This window comes from Runella sp. (assembly GCF_027484545.1).
In the GTDB taxonomy this organism is placed as follows: Bacteria; Bacteroidota; Bacteroidia; order Cytophagales; family Spirosomataceae; genus Runella.
In genome coordinates, this window is sequence record NZ_JAIXST010000134.1 from 1 (window position 1) to 19,038 (window position 19,038).

The 19,038-nt window shown below is 42.5% G+C and carries 20 protein-coding genes; 15 read left to right on the forward strand and 5 right to left on the reverse strand.

The features are described from left to right. Positions 1 to 188 precede the first annotated feature (188 nt). The 10 genes from Q0081_RS12020 to Q0081_RS12065 all read left to right on the forward strand — a co-directional run bounded on the left by Q0081_RS12020 (position 189) and on the right by Q0081_RS12065 (position 9,478). Complete coding sequence (locus tag Q0081_RS12020; protein WP_298353329.1) at positions 189 to 1,274, forward strand: M20 family metallo-hydrolase; 1,086 nt, start codon at positions 189 to 191, stop codon at positions 1,272 to 1,274. Between the two features lie 78 nt (positions 1,275 to 1,352). Then, positions 1,353 to 1,880 (forward strand): hypothetical protein, encoded by a 528-nt coding sequence (locus Q0081_RS12025; protein ID WP_298353331.1) that lies wholly within the window; start codon positions 1,353 to 1,355, stop codon positions 1,878 to 1,880. Positions 1,881 to 1,986: 106 nt separating this feature from the next. After that, positions 1,987 to 4,158, forward strand: a complete 2,172-nt coding sequence (locus Q0081_RS12030; RefSeq protein WP_298353334.1) for a TonB-dependent receptor — start codon at positions 1,987 to 1,989, stop codon at positions 4,156 to 4,158. Between the two features lie 195 nt (positions 4,159 to 4,353). Beyond that, a complete protein-coding gene (gene mazG / locus Q0081_RS12035; RefSeq protein ID WP_298353337.1) occupies positions 4,354 to 5,178 on the forward strand; it encodes a nucleoside triphosphate pyrophosphohydrolase in 825 nt (274 codons plus the stop codon). Between the two features lie 114 nt (positions 5,179 to 5,292). Next, positions 5,293 to 6,378 (forward strand): T9SS type A sorting domain-containing protein, encoded by a 1,086-nt coding sequence (locus Q0081_RS12040; RefSeq protein ID WP_298353340.1) that lies wholly within the window; start codon positions 5,293 to 5,295, stop codon positions 6,376 to 6,378. A 12-nt stretch (positions 6,379 to 6,390) separates the two neighbouring features. Beyond that, the gene (locus tag Q0081_RS12045) at positions 6,391 to 6,984 is read left to right on the forward strand and encodes a DUF6992 family protein (protein ID WP_298353343.1); all 594 of its coding nucleotides are present in this window, start codon (positions 6,391 to 6,393) and stop codon (positions 6,982 to 6,984) included. Between the two features lie 55 nt (positions 6,985 to 7,039). Beyond that, complete coding sequence (locus Q0081_RS12050; protein ID WP_298353345.1) at positions 7,040 to 7,861, forward strand: DUF481 domain-containing protein; 822 nt, start codon at positions 7,040 to 7,042, stop codon at positions 7,859 to 7,861. Positions 7,862 to 7,872: 11 nt separating this feature from the next. Continuing rightward, positions 7,873 to 8,304 carry a gamma-glutamylcyclotransferase gene (locus Q0081_RS12055; protein WP_298353347.1) on the forward strand — a complete coding sequence of 144 codons (432 nt, stop codon included), beginning with the start codon at positions 7,873 to 7,875 and terminating at the stop codon, positions 8,302 to 8,304. A gap of 42 nt (positions 8,305 to 8,346) precedes the next feature. Beyond that, the gene (locus Q0081_RS12060) at positions 8,347 to 9,060 is read left to right on the forward strand and encodes a hypothetical protein (protein ID WP_298353350.1); all 714 of its coding nucleotides are present in this window, start codon (positions 8,347 to 8,349) and stop codon (positions 9,058 to 9,060) included. 82 nt (positions 9,061 to 9,142) lie between these two features. Continuing rightward, positions 9,143 to 9,478: a DUF2853 family protein gene (locus tag Q0081_RS12065; protein WP_298353353.1), complete on the forward strand. Its 336-nt coding sequence runs from the start codon at positions 9,143 to 9,145 to the stop codon at positions 9,476 to 9,478. Between the two features lie 78 nt (positions 9,479 to 9,556). Here Q0081_RS12065 and bshC read toward each other — a convergent pair whose 3' ends face one another. Beyond that, entirely contained in the window at positions 9,557 to 11,113 is a 1,557-nt protein-coding gene (gene bshC / locus Q0081_RS12070) for a bacillithiol biosynthesis cysteine-adding enzyme BshC (RefSeq protein WP_298353356.1), read from the reverse strand. Between the two features lie 148 nt (positions 11,114 to 11,261). Here bshC and Q0081_RS12075 point away from each other — a divergent pair, with 148 nt between their 5' ends. The 5 genes from Q0081_RS12075 (at position 11,262) to Q0081_RS12095 (ending at position 14,203) form a co-directional block, all read left to right on the forward strand. Beyond that, entirely contained in the window at positions 11,262 to 11,945 is a 684-nt protein-coding gene (locus tag Q0081_RS12075) for a glycosyltransferase family 2 protein (protein WP_298353359.1), read from the forward strand. 68 nt (positions 11,946 to 12,013) lie between these two features. Next, complete coding sequence (locus Q0081_RS12080; RefSeq protein WP_298353616.1) at positions 12,014 to 12,184, forward strand: DUF4160 domain-containing protein; 171 nt, start codon at positions 12,014 to 12,016, stop codon at positions 12,182 to 12,184. 90 nt (positions 12,185 to 12,274) lie between these two features. Then, positions 12,275 to 12,511 carry a DUF2442 domain-containing protein gene (locus Q0081_RS12085; protein ID WP_298353362.1) on the forward strand — a complete coding sequence of 79 codons (237 nt, stop codon included), beginning with the start codon at positions 12,275 to 12,277 and terminating at the stop codon, positions 12,509 to 12,511. A gap of 37 nt (positions 12,512 to 12,548) precedes the next feature. Further along, the gene (locus Q0081_RS12090) at positions 12,549 to 12,800 is read left to right on the forward strand and encodes a CBU_0592 family membrane protein (protein WP_298353365.1); all 252 of its coding nucleotides are present in this window, start codon (positions 12,549 to 12,551) and stop codon (positions 12,798 to 12,800) included. A 44-nt stretch (positions 12,801 to 12,844) separates the two neighbouring features. Further along, positions 12,845 to 14,203 (forward strand): aspartate kinase, encoded by a 1,359-nt coding sequence (locus tag Q0081_RS12095; protein ID WP_298353368.1) that lies wholly within the window; start codon positions 12,845 to 12,847, stop codon positions 14,201 to 14,203. Between the two features lie 102 nt (positions 14,204 to 14,305). Here Q0081_RS12095 and Q0081_RS31875 read toward each other — a convergent pair whose 3' ends face one another. The 4 genes from Q0081_RS31875 to Q0081_RS12115 all read right to left on the reverse strand — a co-directional run bounded on the left by Q0081_RS31875 (position 14,306) and on the right by Q0081_RS12115 (position 18,960). Beyond that, on the reverse strand, positions 14,306 to 14,509 hold the full coding sequence (locus tag Q0081_RS31875; protein WP_336912957.1) for a DUF5522 domain-containing protein: 204 nt from the start codon (positions 14,507 to 14,509) through the stop codon (positions 14,306 to 14,308). A gap of 57 nt (positions 14,510 to 14,566) precedes the next feature. Then, on the reverse strand, positions 14,567 to 15,814 hold the full coding sequence (locus Q0081_RS12105; RefSeq protein WP_298353373.1) for an MFS transporter: 1,248 nt from the start codon (positions 15,812 to 15,814) through the stop codon (positions 14,567 to 14,569). Positions 15,815 to 15,964: 150 nt separating this feature from the next. Further along, positions 15,965 to 16,708 carry a uroporphyrinogen-III C-methyltransferase gene (gene cobA / locus Q0081_RS12110; RefSeq protein WP_298353378.1) on the reverse strand — a complete coding sequence of 248 codons (744 nt, stop codon included), beginning with the start codon at positions 16,706 to 16,708 and terminating at the stop codon, positions 15,965 to 15,967. Positions 16,709 to 16,788: 80 nt separating this feature from the next. Continuing rightward, positions 16,789 to 18,960, reverse strand: coding sequence for a nitrite reductase (locus tag Q0081_RS12115; protein WP_298353381.1), 2,172 nt, complete (start codon positions 18,958 to 18,960; stop codon positions 16,789 to 16,791). Between the last annotated feature and the right edge of the window lie 78 nt (positions 18,961 to 19,038).

A 19,038-nucleotide genomic window follows, 5' to 3' on the forward strand; every position in this document is an offset into this window, starting at 1 on the left:
AAACTACCTATTTGGACTTGTGATGAATCAAAAAATATAAACCCAAATCAATGTATATTACAATTTTAACTATATTGAATCTTTATCTAAACCTGTCAACCTATTTTAGGTAATGACAAACTGTAAACTGACTACTGTAAACTGTTAACTCCATTTCTGTAACTTTGCACTGGTCAAAACCAATTTTTATGTCTGAAACCGGCACAATTTCATCCCCCCACGCACTGGCGCAAGAGGCCATTCAATTACTTAAACAACTGATTTCTACGCAGTCCTTTAGTCGAGAAGAAGAAGGTACCGCTGCTTTAATTGAGGATTTTTTCAATCGCAAAGGCACCCCTTTTCATCGCAAAAAAAACAACATTTGGGCTTATAATCAGTACTTTGACCCAAATAAACCCACCGTTTTACTCAACTCACATCACGACACTGTCAAACCTAATCCTTCCTGGACGCTGAATCCGTATGAGCCGCTTGTAAAGGATGGAAAACTATTTGGTTTGGGAAGCAACGATGCCGGGGGTTCGCTTTGCTCGCTTATCGTTACCTTCTGCTACTTTTACGATAACCCTAATCTGACCCATAATGTTGTGTTGGCCGCTACCGCCGAAGAAGAGATTTCGGGACGGGAAGGTCTGGAAATGATTGTGGATGACCTGCCTCCCATTGAATTTGCCATTGTGGGTGAGCCCACGGATATGCACTTAGCAGTAGCCGAAAAAGGACTTTTAGTTCTTGATTGCATTGCCCACGGAAAATCAGGACATGCGGCGCGCGAAGAAGGCGAAAATGCCATTTACAAAGCCATTGAAGACATTCAGTGGATTAGAAGCTATCAATTCTCTAAAGTATCACCCACGCTGGGGCCCATCAAAATGTCGGTGACAATTATCAACGCGGGAACACAGCACAATGTGGTACCCGACGCCTGCAAGTTTACGATAGATGTGCGCGTCACTGACCAATACACACTCGAAGAAGTAATTTCGGTCATTCAACAAAATATTCAGTCCGAAATAGCCGCCCGTTCCATTCGGTTGCGTCCATCAAGCATTCCTGTCGAGCATCCTATTGTTAAAGCAGGTATCAAATTAGGTCGCACTACCTACGGTTCACCCACTACTTCCGACCAGGCACTGATTGACTGCCCATCACTCAAAATGGGCCCGGGACATTCAGGTCGTTCGCATACCGCCGATGAGTTTATTTATTTGTACGAAATAGAAGAGGGCATTTCCCAATATATCAAGATGTTGGAGGACGTGATTTTGTAAAAAAGTGGTAGTTTTAAAGTGAATTCGATTTAAAGTTGAAGCTTTGTTAGTCTAACTTACTCTTACCATTATTGCTAAATGAAAAAATGGTTTTCGGCTCTTTTTCTTCTGCTGGTCTTACTCAAAATCGGAGGCTTTGTCGCCATTTTGAGTATTCAGCGAGAATTGATTCGAGAAAAAGTAATCCGAAAAATTGCCCGCCATTTAGAAAACGAAGAGTTAGTTTGTATTGTAGGTACCTCCCAAAACTTGGCCAACATGGAGTGGGAAAAAGAAGGAAAAGAGTTTTGGTTCAATGATAATTTATACGACGTAGTACGGACCGAAACTATGAAGGGTTTGGTTCATTACTATTGCCTTTCAGACAACGAAGAAAGTAGATTGGCCGTACATATTCAAGCCCTTTCTCAGTCCGATGCTTCTTCGATGAATGGCGTAATAAAGGAAATTTTGAATTTGATTTTCCAGCAGCTGATCCCGACAAACGATTTTCAGTACGAATTCAAAAATTCATTTTTCTACTCTCGGCAACAATCCATCCACTCTATTTCAATTTACTGTTTTTTGTACTTCTCAAAACTCCTGGACCCTCCTAAAGCCATTTAGAATAAAGTATTCAGCCTAATATTATCAATACTTTCTGTATTGATAGGGCAGTGTATTGCTTAAAAAAATGTCCAATCAGGAATTTCAAATCAACATTCTATTTTCAATGAAAAAATCTCTTCTTTTATTATATATTCTCTTGTGCGCAGGTATCACTTTTGCTCAGGAAACTACCAAATCGCTGGACGAAGTCATTATCAAAGAGAAAAAGAAAGCGGCCAGAGAACGAGCCGAGTTTATGCGTCATGCCCAATCGGTAGAAGCGCTTTCCGAAGCCGACCTCAACCGAAACAATCCCGCCTTTGTAGAGCAAACTGTTGGAACAATGACCGGTGTTCAGGTAGATAAAAGGACCCAACTCGGTGGCCAACGCATCGTAATTCGGGGCTACGGCAACGACCAAAAATTCAATAACTGGGGTATCAAAGCCTACTACAACGGAGTGCCCATTACGACGGCAGATGGAATAACCATTATGGATGATATTGATTTTGGCCTGGTCAACAACATTGAGGTAATCAAAGGGCCGGCCGCGACCATGTACGGCGGCGGTGTAGGGGGTGTTGCTCGTTTTTACCTCCGACCTTCTGAAACAAAGGGTGTGTCATTGTCCGAAAAACTGATTGTCGGTTCGTATGGTTTGTTTCAATCCAATACCCGTTTGGACGTAGTAAATGACAGTTCTGCTATGTTTTTGAGCTATGGCCACTTACAGTCAGACGGTTACCGTCCGCGCGGCAACAGTTTAAAAAACTACTTGACTTATTTTGGTGAATTTAAATTGAACAAAAAGCAAACCGTTACAGCCTACTTTAGTCATAACTACTCGCACGAGGGCGTTACGGGACAAATTTCGTACGCAGATTATTATGCGGGTATCGATAACGGGAATCCTGCATATACCAAGAAAAATGCACGAAATAATATTCAGGCAACTCGTTTTGCATTAACTAATCGCTACGCTTTTTCGAGTAAACTCAGCAATTCTACCTCCATTTTTTACTCAAATCAGGATTTCAAAAGAGTAGCTGCCGGTGCTGATGAAAGTAGTATGAACCCAAATTTTGGTCTTAGGTCTGTTTTTAATTTAAAATCCAATATTGGTGTCAATGCGTTCAATGAATTAGACTTAGGAACCGAAATTCAACAATCAAGATCATTGATTTCCAATTATAGATTTCTGGGCACCGACGATGCAAATCCTCTTAAAGTTCAGGATATTTCCAAAGGCTCCTACTTTAAGTACGTAACCAACCAAAATTCATTTTTTATTCACAACCGAACTACCATCAAATCGCTTAATTTAGCGTTGATTTTAGGGCTTAGTGCCAACCAACTCAACTACAATCGGACTGATTTACTGGCACCTCTTGGTTTAGTGACAGGTTACAACAAAGATTTATCATTTGGTAAATCGTTTGCAACCTCCATCAACCCGCACGTGGCTTTGCAGAAAATGATTAAAAACCACATCATCAATTTAAGCTACAGTGAAGGCTACAATGCGCCAACCGCAACAACGGCCTTTATCACGACCGTCAATAAAACAAACGACGATTTGTTGCCAGAAAAAGCACGGATGTGGGATTTAGGATTCCAAGGCTTACTTCTTAACAACCGATTAGATTATAAGCTCTCCTTATTCTCCATTGATATTACTAACAAACTGACTCAACTATCAGGAGTAATACCTACGGGTGGAACTTACACCTACTGGGCAAACACAGGAAATCAAAACAACAAAGGGCTGGAATTAAGCTTGGGCTACATCCTGACTCCTAACCAAGGCAAAGGATTTATTCAGAAAATAGAGCCGTTTTTCAATCTGTCAAGTTATAACTTCAAGTATAGCGATTTCAAAACCAAATTTGGCAACGACGTGGTGGACTATTCCCAAAAACAGGTCGTAGGCGTTCCTCCAACCAAGTATACGTTAGGGCTTGATATCACTACCAATATTGCTTTCTATTGGAACAACACCCTCAATTATTTGGGTGATGTATATACCGATTTTGCAAATAAGAACAGTGTAAAGGGCTTTACTTTGCTGAACAGCAAGATTGGCTATAAGTACGCAGGTAAAAAAGTGGATTTGGATGTATTTGTAGCGGGCAATAACCTCACCAATCAAATCAATTACACATTCCTGTTCTTGGGAAACAATATCAATGATACCGATCCGGGCAGTGGCTATCCCGCCAATGTAACCACGGACGTAAATCCGGGCCCAAGCAAAGCCAATTATTTTGGCGGAATGAGCATTAAGTACAAGTTTTAAGTAAGACGACGATTTCTCTTGATTTGAGGGCAAAATGCCGACAGGATAAATGGTTCGCCTGTCGGCATTGCTTTGAAATTGTCAATTAAAACTTTAAAATCAACAGATTACCATAAAATACAAGTCAAAAGGACACTTTATCCAAGCTTTTAAGGTTATTTCTCCATATAATCTATTCTAAGAATTTATATTCCAATGACCGATTTTTCGCAATTACCTGCCCAACGTCAGCAACAACTCCTCGCCTTTGACCGTCTTCTCAACATCATGGATGATTTGCGGACACAATGTCCATGGGACAAAAAGCAGACCATGCACAGTTTACGGCATTTGACGATTGAAGAAACCTACGAACTCTCGGATGCTATCATGGAAAATGATTTGCCTGAAATCAAAAAGGAGTTGGGTGACATTCTGTTACACATTGTATTTTACGCCAAAATCGCTTCCGAAACTAACGACTTTGAGATAAAAGACGTATTGCACGGTATTTGTGAAAAACTTATCGTGCGTCATCCGCATATCTATGGCGATGGCAGCGGCCAACTGGTAAAAGCCGAAACCGAAGAACAGGTCAAGCAAAATTGGGAGCAAATCAAACTCAAAGAAGGCAATAAGTCGGTATTGGGCGGTGTTCCTGCCTCGCTGCCAGCGCTTGTCAAAGCCATGCGTATTCAGGAAAAAGCGCGGGGTGCAGGTTTTGATTGGGAAGAAAAACAGCAGGTATGGGAAAAAGTAGAAGAAGAAATGCAGGAATTTAAAGAGCATTTCAACGCCGAAGACAATTCGGTGATTGACAAAGAAAAAGCCGAAGGTGAGTTTGGTGATTTGTTGTTTTCGTTGGTCAACTACGCCCGTTTTATTGACATTAACCCCGAAACTGCGCTCGAACGCACGAACAAAAAATTCATCAAACGTTTCAATTACCTCGAAACTCAATCTCGGGCAGACGGCAAACAATTGCATGAAATGACCCTTGCCGAAATGGATGAATACTGGAACAAAGCTAAGACATTATAGATTTCTTCTAACGGAGTAAACAGCAACTCTGTTACTTTTTTTCAAATGAACGTCTATTGAATAATCGGCTTCTTAGTTACTCAATAGACGTTCATCATTTGAAGAGGAAAAGCAATGAAAATCCAGCTGTACGTTATTCTATTTTTCCTTTTTGCGTTTGCCGCGCATGCCCAAAGTCCCTTTACTGCTTCGTGGGATTTTGAAGGAAACACCGGCGGCAACGTTAATAATCCCAACATAAACATTTCACCTGCCAATCTCTCCAATGTCAATGCGGCAGGCTATCCGGCCGGTGCGACTGGTGATGCCATCAGCATTCGTTTGTGGCCAACGACCGGACTCGATGGCAGCAAATACGTGGAAGTGTCGTTGACTCCTCAAAATTATCGGATGAGTATTACTTCTATCTCTTTTGATTGTAACAGATCGGCTCAGGGGCCAACGCAATTATCCGTTCGTACGAATCAGGATGGCTTTGGCAGTAATATTGGTTCTGCATCCGTCGGAACGAATTTTAGCAATTACAACTATTCCGTTTCGTTCAATGGTTTGGAAAACACCGTCAGTTTCCGAATTTATGCCCACTCGGCTATGGATAATCTCGGCACGCTCAGGCTTGATAATCTGCACATAAACGGTACTGTTTTGGTGGTTCCTTTACCTGTCGAGCTAACTTATTTTCGAGGGCAGGTTTTCAACAACCAAATTCAATTAAGTTGGGAAACGGCTTGGGAACGCAATGCCGCTTATTTTGAAGTACAGCGCAGCAGCGATTTGAAAGAATTTGTTACCTTGAAAACAGTAGCGGCTGTAGGCGATACCCGTGACAAGGCTTACTACACATTTACGGATGAGTCTCCTATGCCGGGCACAAATTACTTTCGCCTTCGGCAAACTGACTCCGATGGAAAGTTTGAATTTTCAAAAATTATTTCGGTAAAAACAGATACTCAAAAGCCGGAAATTTGGCTCTATGGAAATCCCGTTTCTGCCCGTCAAATTCGAGTAAGATTGCAAAATATTGACCCTTCCCAAGTACAATTGGTTTCACTTAACGGACAATCATTCCCATTTAGCCGGCAATCTGTCACCACAAATGATTATCTTCTTCAAACAAATGCCCCTTCCGGTTTGTATTGGTTAGTAGGGCAATTCCAAAACCAAAAAATATCCCAAAAGGTATTGCTCATTGAACCTTAACGGAACCACACAATGAGAAAATTAACAGCGGCTATTTTCATGGCGATTGTTGCCACGTTATCCCTTCATGCCCAATCGGCAACTACACTTCAGGAAATCACAGAACGACAGGCGCATCTTCAGCGAGTCAGTACTTTGACATTGGCAGGTTGGTCGGTAGCTAATTTGGCCGTAAGCGGCATTGCCATTGGTCAGGCCGAAGGAAGCAACCGATATTTCCACGAAATGAATTTGTATTGGAATGCTGTTAATGTGGGTATTGCGGGTATTGGCCTCCTGAGTTTACGTAAAAAACACTCATCTTCAACCGTTTCTTCGGTAGTAAAAGAGCACTACGCACTCCAAAATAGCTTATTGCTCAATACCGGTTTGGACCTTGCGTATGTCACAAGCGGATTTTGGTTGTTGGACAAATCCAAAACCGAACTAAGCCCAATTCGAAACGACCGTTTTCGAGGATTTGGGCAGGCGGTAATCGTTCAGGGCGGCTTTTTGTTGGTCTTTGACCTAACCAATTATTTCATACATCGTTCCGATAACCCCCGTTTGCATCGCTTATTGGACACCATTGCAATCAACGGAAATGGCGTGAGTTTAAAGTTTTAGCTTATATTTGTAGAGTTTAGTCTAAAAAGTATAACTGACCTAATTCCCATAAACCTTGCGACTATTTTTACTTTTTATCATTTCAATGGCTGTATTTTGTTGCGAAGCCACGGCCCAAAGTACATCCTCAGATACCTTACAGGTCGTTTCAACTGATACGACTGGCAGCGGAGACGACGATCCGAACTATGCCGTTGCGGAATCAGAACAAGACAGCACGGCAAAGTTTCATTACCGATTTACAACGGATGGCATTGCTTCGGCGGGAAACGTACAACGGATATTACTACAGCTGTCGTCGGCGTTGGATTGGAAGCCTACCAACCAATTCAAGTTATCAAGCAGTCCTTCTTTTGTCTATGGAAAACAAGGCGAACTGTTGGCTGAGCGAGAATTCTTTGCCGATATGAGAGGCTCGTTTTGGCACCAAAAACCAATTTACGGTCTGGCATTTATATCTTGGGAGAAAAGTAACCTGCGAAATATCCTGAATCGTTGGACCCAAGCTGCGGGTGTGGGTTTCAAGATTATTCAGAAACAGAAAGTCTATTTTTCAATTACGAACTTGATTTTACACGAAGTAACCGACTTTACTGAAAGGAATGATATTGATGTATGGCGAAACTCGACCCGATTGCTGGGTGAATTTGCGCCGGGTAAATCAGGAAAGTTTAGAATTACGAGTGTTGTATTTTTGCAACCGGCAATTTCTGTACGCAACAACCTTCGCTGGAGCAGTACACTGACTATGGCTTATAAACTGAGTAACGCCATCAGTCTGCGTACTAGATTTGAGGATGCCTATGAAAGTTATACGGCAATTGGACGAAAACCCAACGATTTCCGTTGGACCATCGGTTTATCCATCGAAAATTAACGTTAAAATTTGTGAAAGTTGACAAAGAAAACGGCAACAAATTCCTTTTTGTCTATGGAACATTGATGCAGGATTTTTCAAATCCTTTTTCTAAAAAGCTGAAACAGAAGGGCATTTGGCGGGGAAAGGGTTCATTCCCCGGACAACTATTCGACTTAGGCAGCTACCCGGGCGCTGTTTACCAACCCGGTGCAACTACCCATGTACAGGGAGAAGTTTGGGAATTGACTGATTTTCAAAAAACCATTACTTCTCTGGATCATTACGAAGGAATTCATGATTTCAATCCTGAATATGTCCGCCAAGAAGTTCCTGTCGAACTTGAAAATGGAGAAACGATTCATTGCCGGGTGTATCTTTTTTGCCAATCGGTTATATCATTCAGGCTAATTGCCCACGGAGATTATCGAAAATGGCTTTCGGAAACTGAACAACATTTATAATCATTGGACGTTAAAAAATTTATCGTCTCTTTTTCCCAACCTGTGAATCGTTTTTATACATATTTCTTACTCATTTTTTGGACACTGACTGGGCATCTCTATGCCCAAAAAGGCTATGTCATAGGCAAAGTCGTGGATGTTTCTACCAAAGAAGGGCTCAATTTGGCAATAATTACCAACCTGAAAACCAGAGACATGACCAAAACCAACAAGCAAGGGGTCTTTTTTTTGGATGCTTCCGTAGGTGATTCCCTCGAAATTGCCAGCCTTACGCACGTGCGAGGGGCTTTTCGGTGGGATGGAAACTCGGAAGAAATTACAATTCAATTGAAAAAATTGGATAAAGCCATTGAATTGCCCGAAGTAAAAGTGACTTCCAAACGCGAACAACAGCTCGAAAAAGAAATAAAACAAGTATTGGCCGAGCCCGAAGCCCGAAAAAACCTTTCGTTTGGAGAAGCAATTTCCATGGCTCAATCTCCGATTACTTTGTTGTATGAACTTTTTAGCAAGTCAGCGAAAGAAGACCGCATGGTAGCGATGCTGATGCAGGAAAAACGCCGCCGTGATTTAGCTAATTATCGCTTTGGGATGATTGCCGGGCAAGCTACTGAGTTGAGTGGCGATGGCTTGATACGCTTTCGTTATTTCTGCGATTTTTCTGAGGAATTTATGCTTCTTTCTACCGACTACGACCTTACTTACCAAGTACTTCAATGTTGGAAAGTCTATAAGCGAATCAAAAAAAAGACGTAAAGCCTTGTAGAATTTGAGCATTTTTTCGATTATTGGGCTGAATTCATAAATCAATTATTTAAACCCTTAAAAGTCCAAAACCATGAGTGCATTTTCAGAGGTTATAGAAAAATCCATTGAGCAATTAAGCGGTATCGGAGTAGGTGCAGACGAAGCCCTTTTGACTGCCGTAGCCAAAGGATTAGGTCCTTCCATTTACAATCAGGATTCATCTTTAGTAGCTGCATCAGACCAAGAAGAATTGGATCGGGTGAAAACTAACTTTTTAATTGGCAAATTAGGTTTACCCGACGGTCCTGAATTGGATGCCGCTATTGCCGAAACTGTCGCATCGCTCAAAGGAATCAACCGAAAATTACGCGTGGTATTTTATTACCTATTGGTAAAGAAATTTGGCAAAGAATCTATCTATGCTTAATACCACTACATTCTAAAACACAGAAGCCGGCTTTTTGAAAAAGTCGGCTTCTGTGTTTTACATCCAATTGCGTTATGTCTATTCTTCTTCCTCTGTCAAGACATTAAACTGAAAGGCAAGCGGGTCAAAATTGTCTAACAATTTTTGGATGAACGTACTGTCGTTCAAGTAAAAATTCAAAAAATTTTCGCTTCGTTCCTGTAAACCTCCACTCGGAAAAAGTTTGGCCTTTAACCCCAGCAATTGATTAATTTCCGTTTCATGATTTCGTTCTTCCGCTTTTTGGAGCTTTTTTTCTACATTCTCCAACGTATTGATAACCTTCGTTTTCTCGGCATTAACAGCGCCTTCCAACGTTTTGTCGATTACAATGGCTTTTCGGAGAATATCATTGAAAATTTGCTCAATCGCTTGCCTTTCCTGAGTTAGTTCGAGCGAAATCGTCGAAGCTTTTTCAACAAACGATTTCCGTAAACGTACATCATCCCAAAATAAATTCTCCACCGTTACGCCCAGTTTTTCGGCCCGCTTGCTGCTGGCCGCGTTGATGTACAGCGCAAAATTACGGGGTAACAATAACGGGAAAGGTACTGAAAAATGGTCAAATACGCCCTTTAACTGCATCCAATACGGCACTTCGGACGGACCGCCAATGTAGGCTAAGTTGGGAAGAAGTATCTCCTGATAAAGCGGCCGAAGCACCACGTTAGGGCTAAATCGTTCGGGGTGTTGACGGGCAGTCTCCAGAATCTCGGTTTCTAAAAACTTTAAATCTGTATTCAACACTTGGTAGGAAGTTCCCTCTTTTACGATTCGTTCACGAACGCCGTCTTCCAGGTAAAAAAGGTTTATTTCCCGCGGAGTAATTTGCGTATGATACCCTAACGCCTCAATTTGCGACGTAGTATCGGTAACCAGTCCATGTGCTGTTGACCGAGTAAGTTCTTCTTCGATGACGGGTAAAAAGAGTCTTTTTAAATCAGCATCATCCCCGTCAATACAGACCAAACCTTCGTTGCCAAACAAATCGTTCATGTAGCAACGTACCGCATCGGCCAATTTATCGTGCTTTAGATAAGCCTTCTCAAAAAGGGGTAATTTTTCGGGTAAAATTTTGAGTGCCTCGCCCAATTCGCGGGGATTCATACGGCCCACGGCACCCTTTTGCTGCGTTTGCCACGTATATTTTTTACCAAACAAATTGAAATAGCTGATTTCTTCAAAATCGTGGTCCTCTGTAGCCATCCAATATACAGGCACAAAGTTAGAGTCGGGATAAGCCTCCTTTAATTTACGCGCTAAATTGATGGTAGTGACAATTTTATAAATCACGTACAATGGTCCCGTAAAAATATTCAACTGATGCCCCGTAGTCACAGTAAACGTATTGGATTGTTCCAAAACCGACAAATCAGGACTGTTCTTCAAGTGCTTATATTGACGTTTAAGCACTTTCACCAGCATACTTCTGTCTACATGAGCATCCGATTTTTTTTGCTGTATTTGCTTTTCAAAATTGTTGAGGGTAGGAAAATGTCCGTAAAAAGGCTGAAGTTGTTCTTTTTGGGAAATATAATCTAAAAAAAGAGGAGGGAATGCGCCCGTGGCGGTAAGTGGTAAGGGTTGACAGTGCATAGATATGTTTGAAATTAGGCTTTGGGGGCTAAAGGTTCAACGCTGAATGGGTCTGATTTCTATTGTCTCAAAACTTAAACGAAACGACCCGTCCTAAAGTTTCCCTATCTTTGCAAACTCCTACTTGTAACTCTCAAACCGCAAACTTTTGAACATCATTGTCATCATTCCCGCCTACAACGAAGAAGCCGCTATTGGAGAAGTTATCGCCGAAATTCCAAAAGAATGGGTGCGAGAAATTGTAGTAGCCGACAATCGCTCTACCGACCAAACGGCAGCCCGCGCCCGAGAAGCAGGAGCTACTGTAGTTTATGAGCCTCTTCCTGCCTATGGGCGAGCATGTTTGCGGGGAATAACATACATTAAATCATTGCTTGTTCCGCCAGATATTGTTGTTTTTGTGGATGGAGATCACTCCGACTATCCCGAACAGCTCCCCGAACTGGTCAAACCTATCCTTGAAGAAGGCTACGATATGGTGATTGGCTCGCGGGCATTAGGAAAACGTGAACGCGGTTCGATGACACCTCAGCAGGTTTTTGGCAATTGGCTCGCCACGCTCTTGATGCGTTTGCTCTACGGAGTTCATTATACTGATTTAGGGCCTTTTCGAGCCATAAAATGGGATAAATTACTGGCATTGGATATGCAGGACACTACCTATGGCTGGACAGTAGAAATGCAACTGAAAGCCGCCAAACAACGCATGAAAACCACCGAAGTGCCCGTACATTACCGAAAACGCATTGGCTTTTCCAAAATTTCGGGTACCGCCAAAGGAGTTGTATTGGCCGGATACAAGATCATCACGACAATTTTCAAGTATTGGTAAACGGGACAAGTTTCTAAGGATTATCTTGTAATTTTGCGGAAAATTTAAAAGCGATGCCTGTTATTTCAATGTTTTATGGCTTAATTGTTTCGTTGTATTATTTCGACAACAAACAACATCATTTACCTCATATTCATGTTAGTTATAGCGGGATGGAAGCGGTTTTCTCCATTGAGACAGGTGAATTGATTGATGGTAATTTACCGAGGTCCAAAACAAAGTTAGTGAAGCTTGGATAGAGTTACGCCGTGAGGATTTAATGGCCGACTGGCAATTAGCAGTCAATGGACAAAGAATTTTCCCAATAGACCCTTTAAAATAAAACGAATGTGAATCCGAGAGTCATAAAAGTTAAACCACTGGAAAATCATGAGTTAGAACTTCTTTTTTCTAACCACGAAACCCGTATTTTCGACATAAAACCTTACTTAATCAAAGGTATTTTCTCAGAATTGGCTGATGAAACTGTATTCAATTCAGTAAAGTCTTTCAATGGAACAGTTGTATGGAGCAACGAGCTCGACTTTTGCCCGGATACCTTGTATATTGACAGTGTAAAAAAATAATTGCGAATCGTATTCTAAAAATCAACAGTAAGAAAAAATGTCCCAACGCATTATAATAGACGTTCTTGGCTGGGTGGGTTCTGTCCTTGTGGTAGGTGCGTATGCCCTCAACATCAGCGGTAAAATTCATCACAGCTCCAAATTGTATCTGTGGGCCAATTTGGCAGGCAGTGCTTTTCTGATTTTTAATACGCTTTTTTACGGAGCCATTCCCTCGGCTGTCGTTAATATTATTTGGGTAGGAATTGCCCTTTGGGGAATGGCGAAGAGACAGGCCAAACCTCAATAAATAAGAATAGTCACAAATTCATCAATTACTAATTATTTATAAAAATGCAAGTTTGGAAATTTGGCGGAACGTCGGTGGGAAAACCCGAACGGATGCACTCAATCAGAACACTTATAACGGACGATAGCGGACGCAAAATAGTGGTATTGTCGGCCTTATCAGGTACGACCAATGCGTTGATTTCGATGGGAGAATCGGCAAAAGCCAACAACGATGCCGAAGTTCAGGAAAAAATAGAAGCTTTGAAAGCGCATTACGATGCGTTTATCAAGGAATTATACAGTACCGAAGAGAGTCTTACCAAGGGGCAAACGATTGTTGATAACGAATTCAGTTTCATTCGTTCAGTCTTAAAAAGTCGTCCTTTTACGCTCAAACAAGACAAAGAACTGGTTGCGCAGGGTGAAATCATGAGTACGCAGTTGTTTCAAGCGTATTTGGAAGAACAAGGCGAAAGTTCGGTGTTGTTACCGGCCCTTGATTTTATGCGCATTGATACCGATGGCGAACCAGAATTGGAAACCATTGAGCAGCTTTTGAGCGATATGCTAAGTCAACAAGCCGACAAACAACTCATTATCACCCAAGGGTTTATTTGTCGCAATCCGCGCGGTGAAGTGGATAACCTCAAGCGCGGAGGGTCAGACTATACAGCTTCGCTGATTGGTGGAGCGATTCGTGCTGAAGAAATCCAAATCTGGACCGATATTGACGGAATGCACAACAACGACCCCCGCATCGTAAAACGTACTTTCCCAATTCGCGAGTTGACTTTTGAAGAAGCCGCAGAACTGGCGTATTTCGGGGCAAAAATTTTACACCCAAGTACGATCACTCCCGCTAAACAACGCGGCGTGCCGGTTCGTCTGAAAAACACCATGGAACCGCAGGCATTTGGTACCCTCATCGCAACGACCACTACCGACCGCGAAATCAAAGCCATTGCGGCCAAAGACGGCCTTACGGCGATTTATATCCATTCGACTCGTATGCTAAATGCGTACGGTTTCCTGCGTCGGGTATTTGAGATTTTTGAAAAATACAAAACACCGGTGGATATGATAACGACATCGGAAGTGTCGGTATCGGTTACGATTGACAATGACACCAACTTGGCCGCAATCACGGCTGAATTGAGCGAAATCGCTGATTTGGAAGAACATGACCGCGATTTGTCCATCATCTGCATCGTAGGCGATTTCAAAGCCGATAAAGAAGGCATTGCCCTGAAAGTATTTGAAGCCATGAAACACATCCCGATTCGGATGATTTCGTATGGAGCCTCAGAGCACAATCTCTCGATTTTGGTTTGGTCCAAAGACAAAGCCGAAGCCCTCAACGTTCTCAACGAGCGCCTGTTTTATTACGAAGATGCGATGAAGACTATTTTCAGTGCGCAGTAAGTAGTATAGGAATCAGCAAAAATCGCCTCAAGAGCCAACGATGTGTTGATTTTGAGGCGATTTGTTTTATAAAAGTCCAACGGTCTTTCTAAAACCTAGCCATCAACTTTTCACTTTCCTAAATCCATACGGACAATGCCGGCAACCGCTTTTGCAGCAGTAACCTCGCTTTTTGTGGTAGATGTCCGTAAATACCAGAAAACCCGTGTTTTTATCCACGTAATAGTCTTCGGAATTGAGACCGGGACGTTGTTGAAAGGAAATATTTAGTTTGTTATTGTTCACTGACAGAGATTTGAGGAACATAGGTGCATAACTCGATAGTTGCCTAAATTGTTTAGATAAATACCAAGAATCCTGTTCTCAAGTCAGTTTCACTCCAAACAGTTCTTTGGAGCGCAGCCATACCCACGTCACAATAACCATCGTCAGTCCGCCTCCTAAGAGCACAGAAGGCACCGTTCCCATCAATTTAGCCGCTAAACCTGACTCAAAAGCGCCGATTTCGTTGGAAGAACTGATGAAAACGCTGTTAACTGAAATGACGCGTCCGCGCATGTGGTCGGGAGGAACAACCTGTAAAATCGTCTGGCGAATAACGACGCTGATGGCGTCAAAAGCGCCCGTCAAAAAGAGCATCAGAACGGATAACCAAAAGTTGGTGGAAACGGCAAAAACCAAGGTAGCCAAGCCAAAACCGGCCACGGCAATGAGCATATTACGCCAAGCGTTTCGGGTAGGTGTATAGTAGGCGGTTGCGAAAATAGTCAACACCGCACCTACCGAGGGAGCCGCCCGCATAATACCGAGCCCTTCGGCCCCTACCTTTAGAATATCTTCGGCAAATACGGGTAAAATAGCAATGACCCCTCCAAAAAGGACCGCCGCTAAATCCAGCGAAGTAGCGTAAAAAAGAATTTTCTTTTCATACACAAATTTGATTCCTTCTTTGATGCTTTGCCAAACATCAATCGCAGGGCCCATTGTTTCAGGAATTGGTTTTTTAGAAATCATCGCCAAAAGCACCTGACCAATCATAAATAGAGCTACCACAACCCATAAGGTATTTATCAGGCCAAAATAGGCGTATAGAAATCCGGCAATCCCCGGTCCGGCAATGGCTCCCACCTGCCAAAACGTACTGCTCCACGTAGCCGCATTTGAGTACACCTCGCGGGGAGTCAAAAAAGCTTTCAAGGAAGATGATGCGGGGGAATAAAACCCTTTAGCAAACCCTATGGCAGCCAAAACTCCGTACACAGTCAAAAGCAGCGTAGTCGTAGAAAATTGCGAACGGTGCTCGGGATACATCACCCATATCAAACCCAATGAGCAACACAGGATTACACTTTGACTGATTTGCATAATCGTTCGTTTGTCTTTGCGATCAGCATAATGTCCGCCAAACAACGCAATAGAAATATACGGGAGCGCTTCAGCCAAGCCAATGAATCCCAGAGAAAGTGGGTCGTGGGTGAGCTTATAAAGCTCATACCCAATCACTACCTCCTGAATCATGATAGCCGCTGTGGTGAGACTATTGGCCGTAATGAGGCTGACAAATTCGGGATAGCGCAGTGCTGCGTACGGGTCGGTGGGGATTGTTTTCAAAGCAAATTGATGATTTATCAGCAAAAGTACCTAAAAATTAAACCTAATTTGATTCGGTAAAGTTGCCGGAAGGTTCTAAAAAAGAAAAAGTGACTTTCAAGACAAGGTCCCAAAAATCACTTAAACCAAATGAAACTTAATGAAGGGTGGTTAATAATCAGCTAATTGAGTAATCTCTTTTACTTTGTCGGCCAGTTGCGCTACTTTCCCGATAACGATGATAGCAGGCGAACCAACGCCTTCGGCCTGAGCCAGTTGTAATATATTTTTCACCTTACCGGTTACGATTTTTTCGTCGGGACGACTCCCGTTCTGAATGATAGCTACCGGCAAATCCATCTTACCCAATCGGGCAAAAGTTTCGACAATTTCGGGAAGTTTATGCATTCCCATCAGGACTACGACGGTAGCAGATGATTGCGCTGCCAACGACAGGTCGTTTGATAGGCTATGGTCTTTGGTAGTACCCGTAATTACCCAAAAACTTTCGCTCATTCCCCGAGTCGTGAGTGGAATACCCGCCAACGCAGGAACTGCATAGCTACTCGATATGCCCGAAACAACCTCTACATCAATACCGTGACGCTCGGCGAATTCCAGTTCTTCGTAACCGCGTCCGAAAATAAACGGGTCACCCCCTTTGAGTCTAACTACATGTCCGTATTGCTGAGCATAGTCCACAATCAGGTGATTAATTACGTCTTGGTTACAGCTATGCTGTGCAAAGCGTTTTCCTACGTTGATAATCACGCAGTCAGGCTTGCAATAGTCCAATAATTCGGTACTCGCTAAGGCATCGTGTAACACCACATCGGCAGCTTTAAGCGCTTTGATGCCCTTTAGGGTTATTAAATCGGGATCGCCCGGCCCCGCACCAATCAAAGTAACTTTCATAAAATGTATTAAGTCACAAAGTATTGCATATCAGAAGGAATAAAATTCTCACTACTGACTACTCAATGCTAACTACTGTTTTAACTATCTTTTCCAAACTCTACCAAAGACAACTCTGGCTCGTCTTCCGAAGCCAATTGTGTTTGGCGTATTTTATTTACCTGTTGCAAAAATTTCACTGCTTCACCTACAAAAGTGCGCGCAAACGACTCAGTTGGTTCATTTTTATTAATGCTGAATACCAGTTCTTTGAAAGATCCTGTCTCTGATGTACGTCCGAAGTCAACACCAAAATGTTCGTCAAAATCTCTCACAATTCCATATTGGGTATTGGTAGCTACGCTTTTGGTAATAAGCAATGCTTTTGCGCCCGTCACAAACACGTTGTAAGCGTGATAGATAGCGTCTGCCCAAATGGCTTTTTCAAGGTTTTCGTTTGCCCAAACCAGTTTTTCCTGTGCTTCGATAAGGGTTGTACCTACTAAGTCAATCAGAACACTGGCGCACTCTCCTACTCCAACTTCTGTTTGGTAAGGCTCGTCATGATCCCAATCTACATAATCGCTGCTTGTTAAAGTGGTCAAATCAGCCAATGGTCTGAGCAGTGCGTAGAAATATTTATTGCCTTGACGAAGGAAATAATCGTTATAATATTCTCCTTCGTAAGCATTGGTTTCATAATCGTGCAAAAGCGTACGCAACGTAGCAGGTCCGCGTTTGGCAGGAAGTTTAATCACTTTGTCACCCATCGTCCCTTCTCCTACACCGTTAAAACCACCGCCTAACAACACTTGAATAGCCGGAAGAACGAGTTTACCATTTTTAATAGAACTGCCGTGGAAGCCGATATTGGCCGAACTATGCTGTCCGCAGCCATTCATACAGCCGCTGATCTTGATTTTGATGTCGTTGTTGTAAATAATATCAGGAAATTCTTCCTTCATCATTGTTTCCAAAACGCGGGTAATACCATAACTGCTCGAAATCGCCAAGTTACAGGTATCGGTTCCTGGACAGGTAGTAATGTCGGCAGTGGTATCAAAACCAGGCTCGGCTAAGCCAAGTTCATTTAGTTTTTCATACACTGCAGCCAAATCTTCTGCTTTTACAAAACGAAGCAAATAGCCCTGATTGACCGTGACCCGAATATCATTCGCAGCGTATTGGCGCACAATGTCAGCCAGTTTACGTGCCGTTAAAGAGTGCATATCTCCCAACAAAACACGCAGTTGAACTCCGTACCACCCTTTTTGTTTTTGTTCAAAAACGTTGGTCTCTAACCATTTTTTATAAGTGGCATCCTGTGTCTGAGCAATTAAATCTTCTTTTGTCAAACCTCCTTCACGAGTGGAAGTATATAATCTATCTACTGCAAATTGTAGATTGCTAACAGTAAACTCTTTGTTTTTCAGGGCTTTCTGTTCGTCATTTACTCGGTTCAAAAATTCCTCCAAGCCGATATCAGCTAAAAGGTATTTCATGCGGGCTTTGTGGCGACGTACGCGCTCACCATAGCGGTCAAATACGCGAATGACTGCCTCAATGAAAGGAATAACAAATTGTTCTTCCAAGAACTCATGGGCTGTTTGGGCCAAAAGTGGCTGAGCACCTAAACCGCCCCCAACGAGTACTTTAAACCCTTTAATTTCCTTTCCATTCTCATCAATCTGCGTTTTTGGAATCAATCCTACGTCGTGAATATAGGCATACGCTGAATCTTTTTCTGAGGAAGAAACGGCAATTTTGAACTTACGCCCCATGTCCTGACAAATAGGATTACGGAGAAAATAGTCAAAAATTCCGTGCGTGAGGGAAGTTACATCAAACGGCTCCAATGGATCAACACCCGCTCTTGCCGAGGCAGTTACATTACGAACGGTGTTACCGCAAGCTTCACGAAGGGTTATATTGGCATCTTCCAAATCTGCCCACAAAGCGGGAGAATCAGCCAATTTTACAAAGTGAAGTTGTATGTCCTGACGAGTAGTAGCATGGAGATTACCCGTTGCGTACTTATCCGAACAATCTGCAATACGAACCAATTGCTCGACAGTAATACGACCAAACGGCAATTTGATTCTAATCATTTGTACACCTGCCTGACGCTGTCCATAAACCCCTCTCGCTAAACGGAATTTACGAAACGCTTCTTCGGGAACATCACCGGAAGTAAACACGCTGATTTTGCTCTCTAAATCGAGAATATCTCTGCGAGCAGCTTCACTAACATTGGGGGAGAATGGGATTGACATAGTACTTATTCTCTATCGAGTTAATATCTTATTTTATAAATTGAAAAGGGATTTTTATTCCCTCTTACCCGTTTTTCT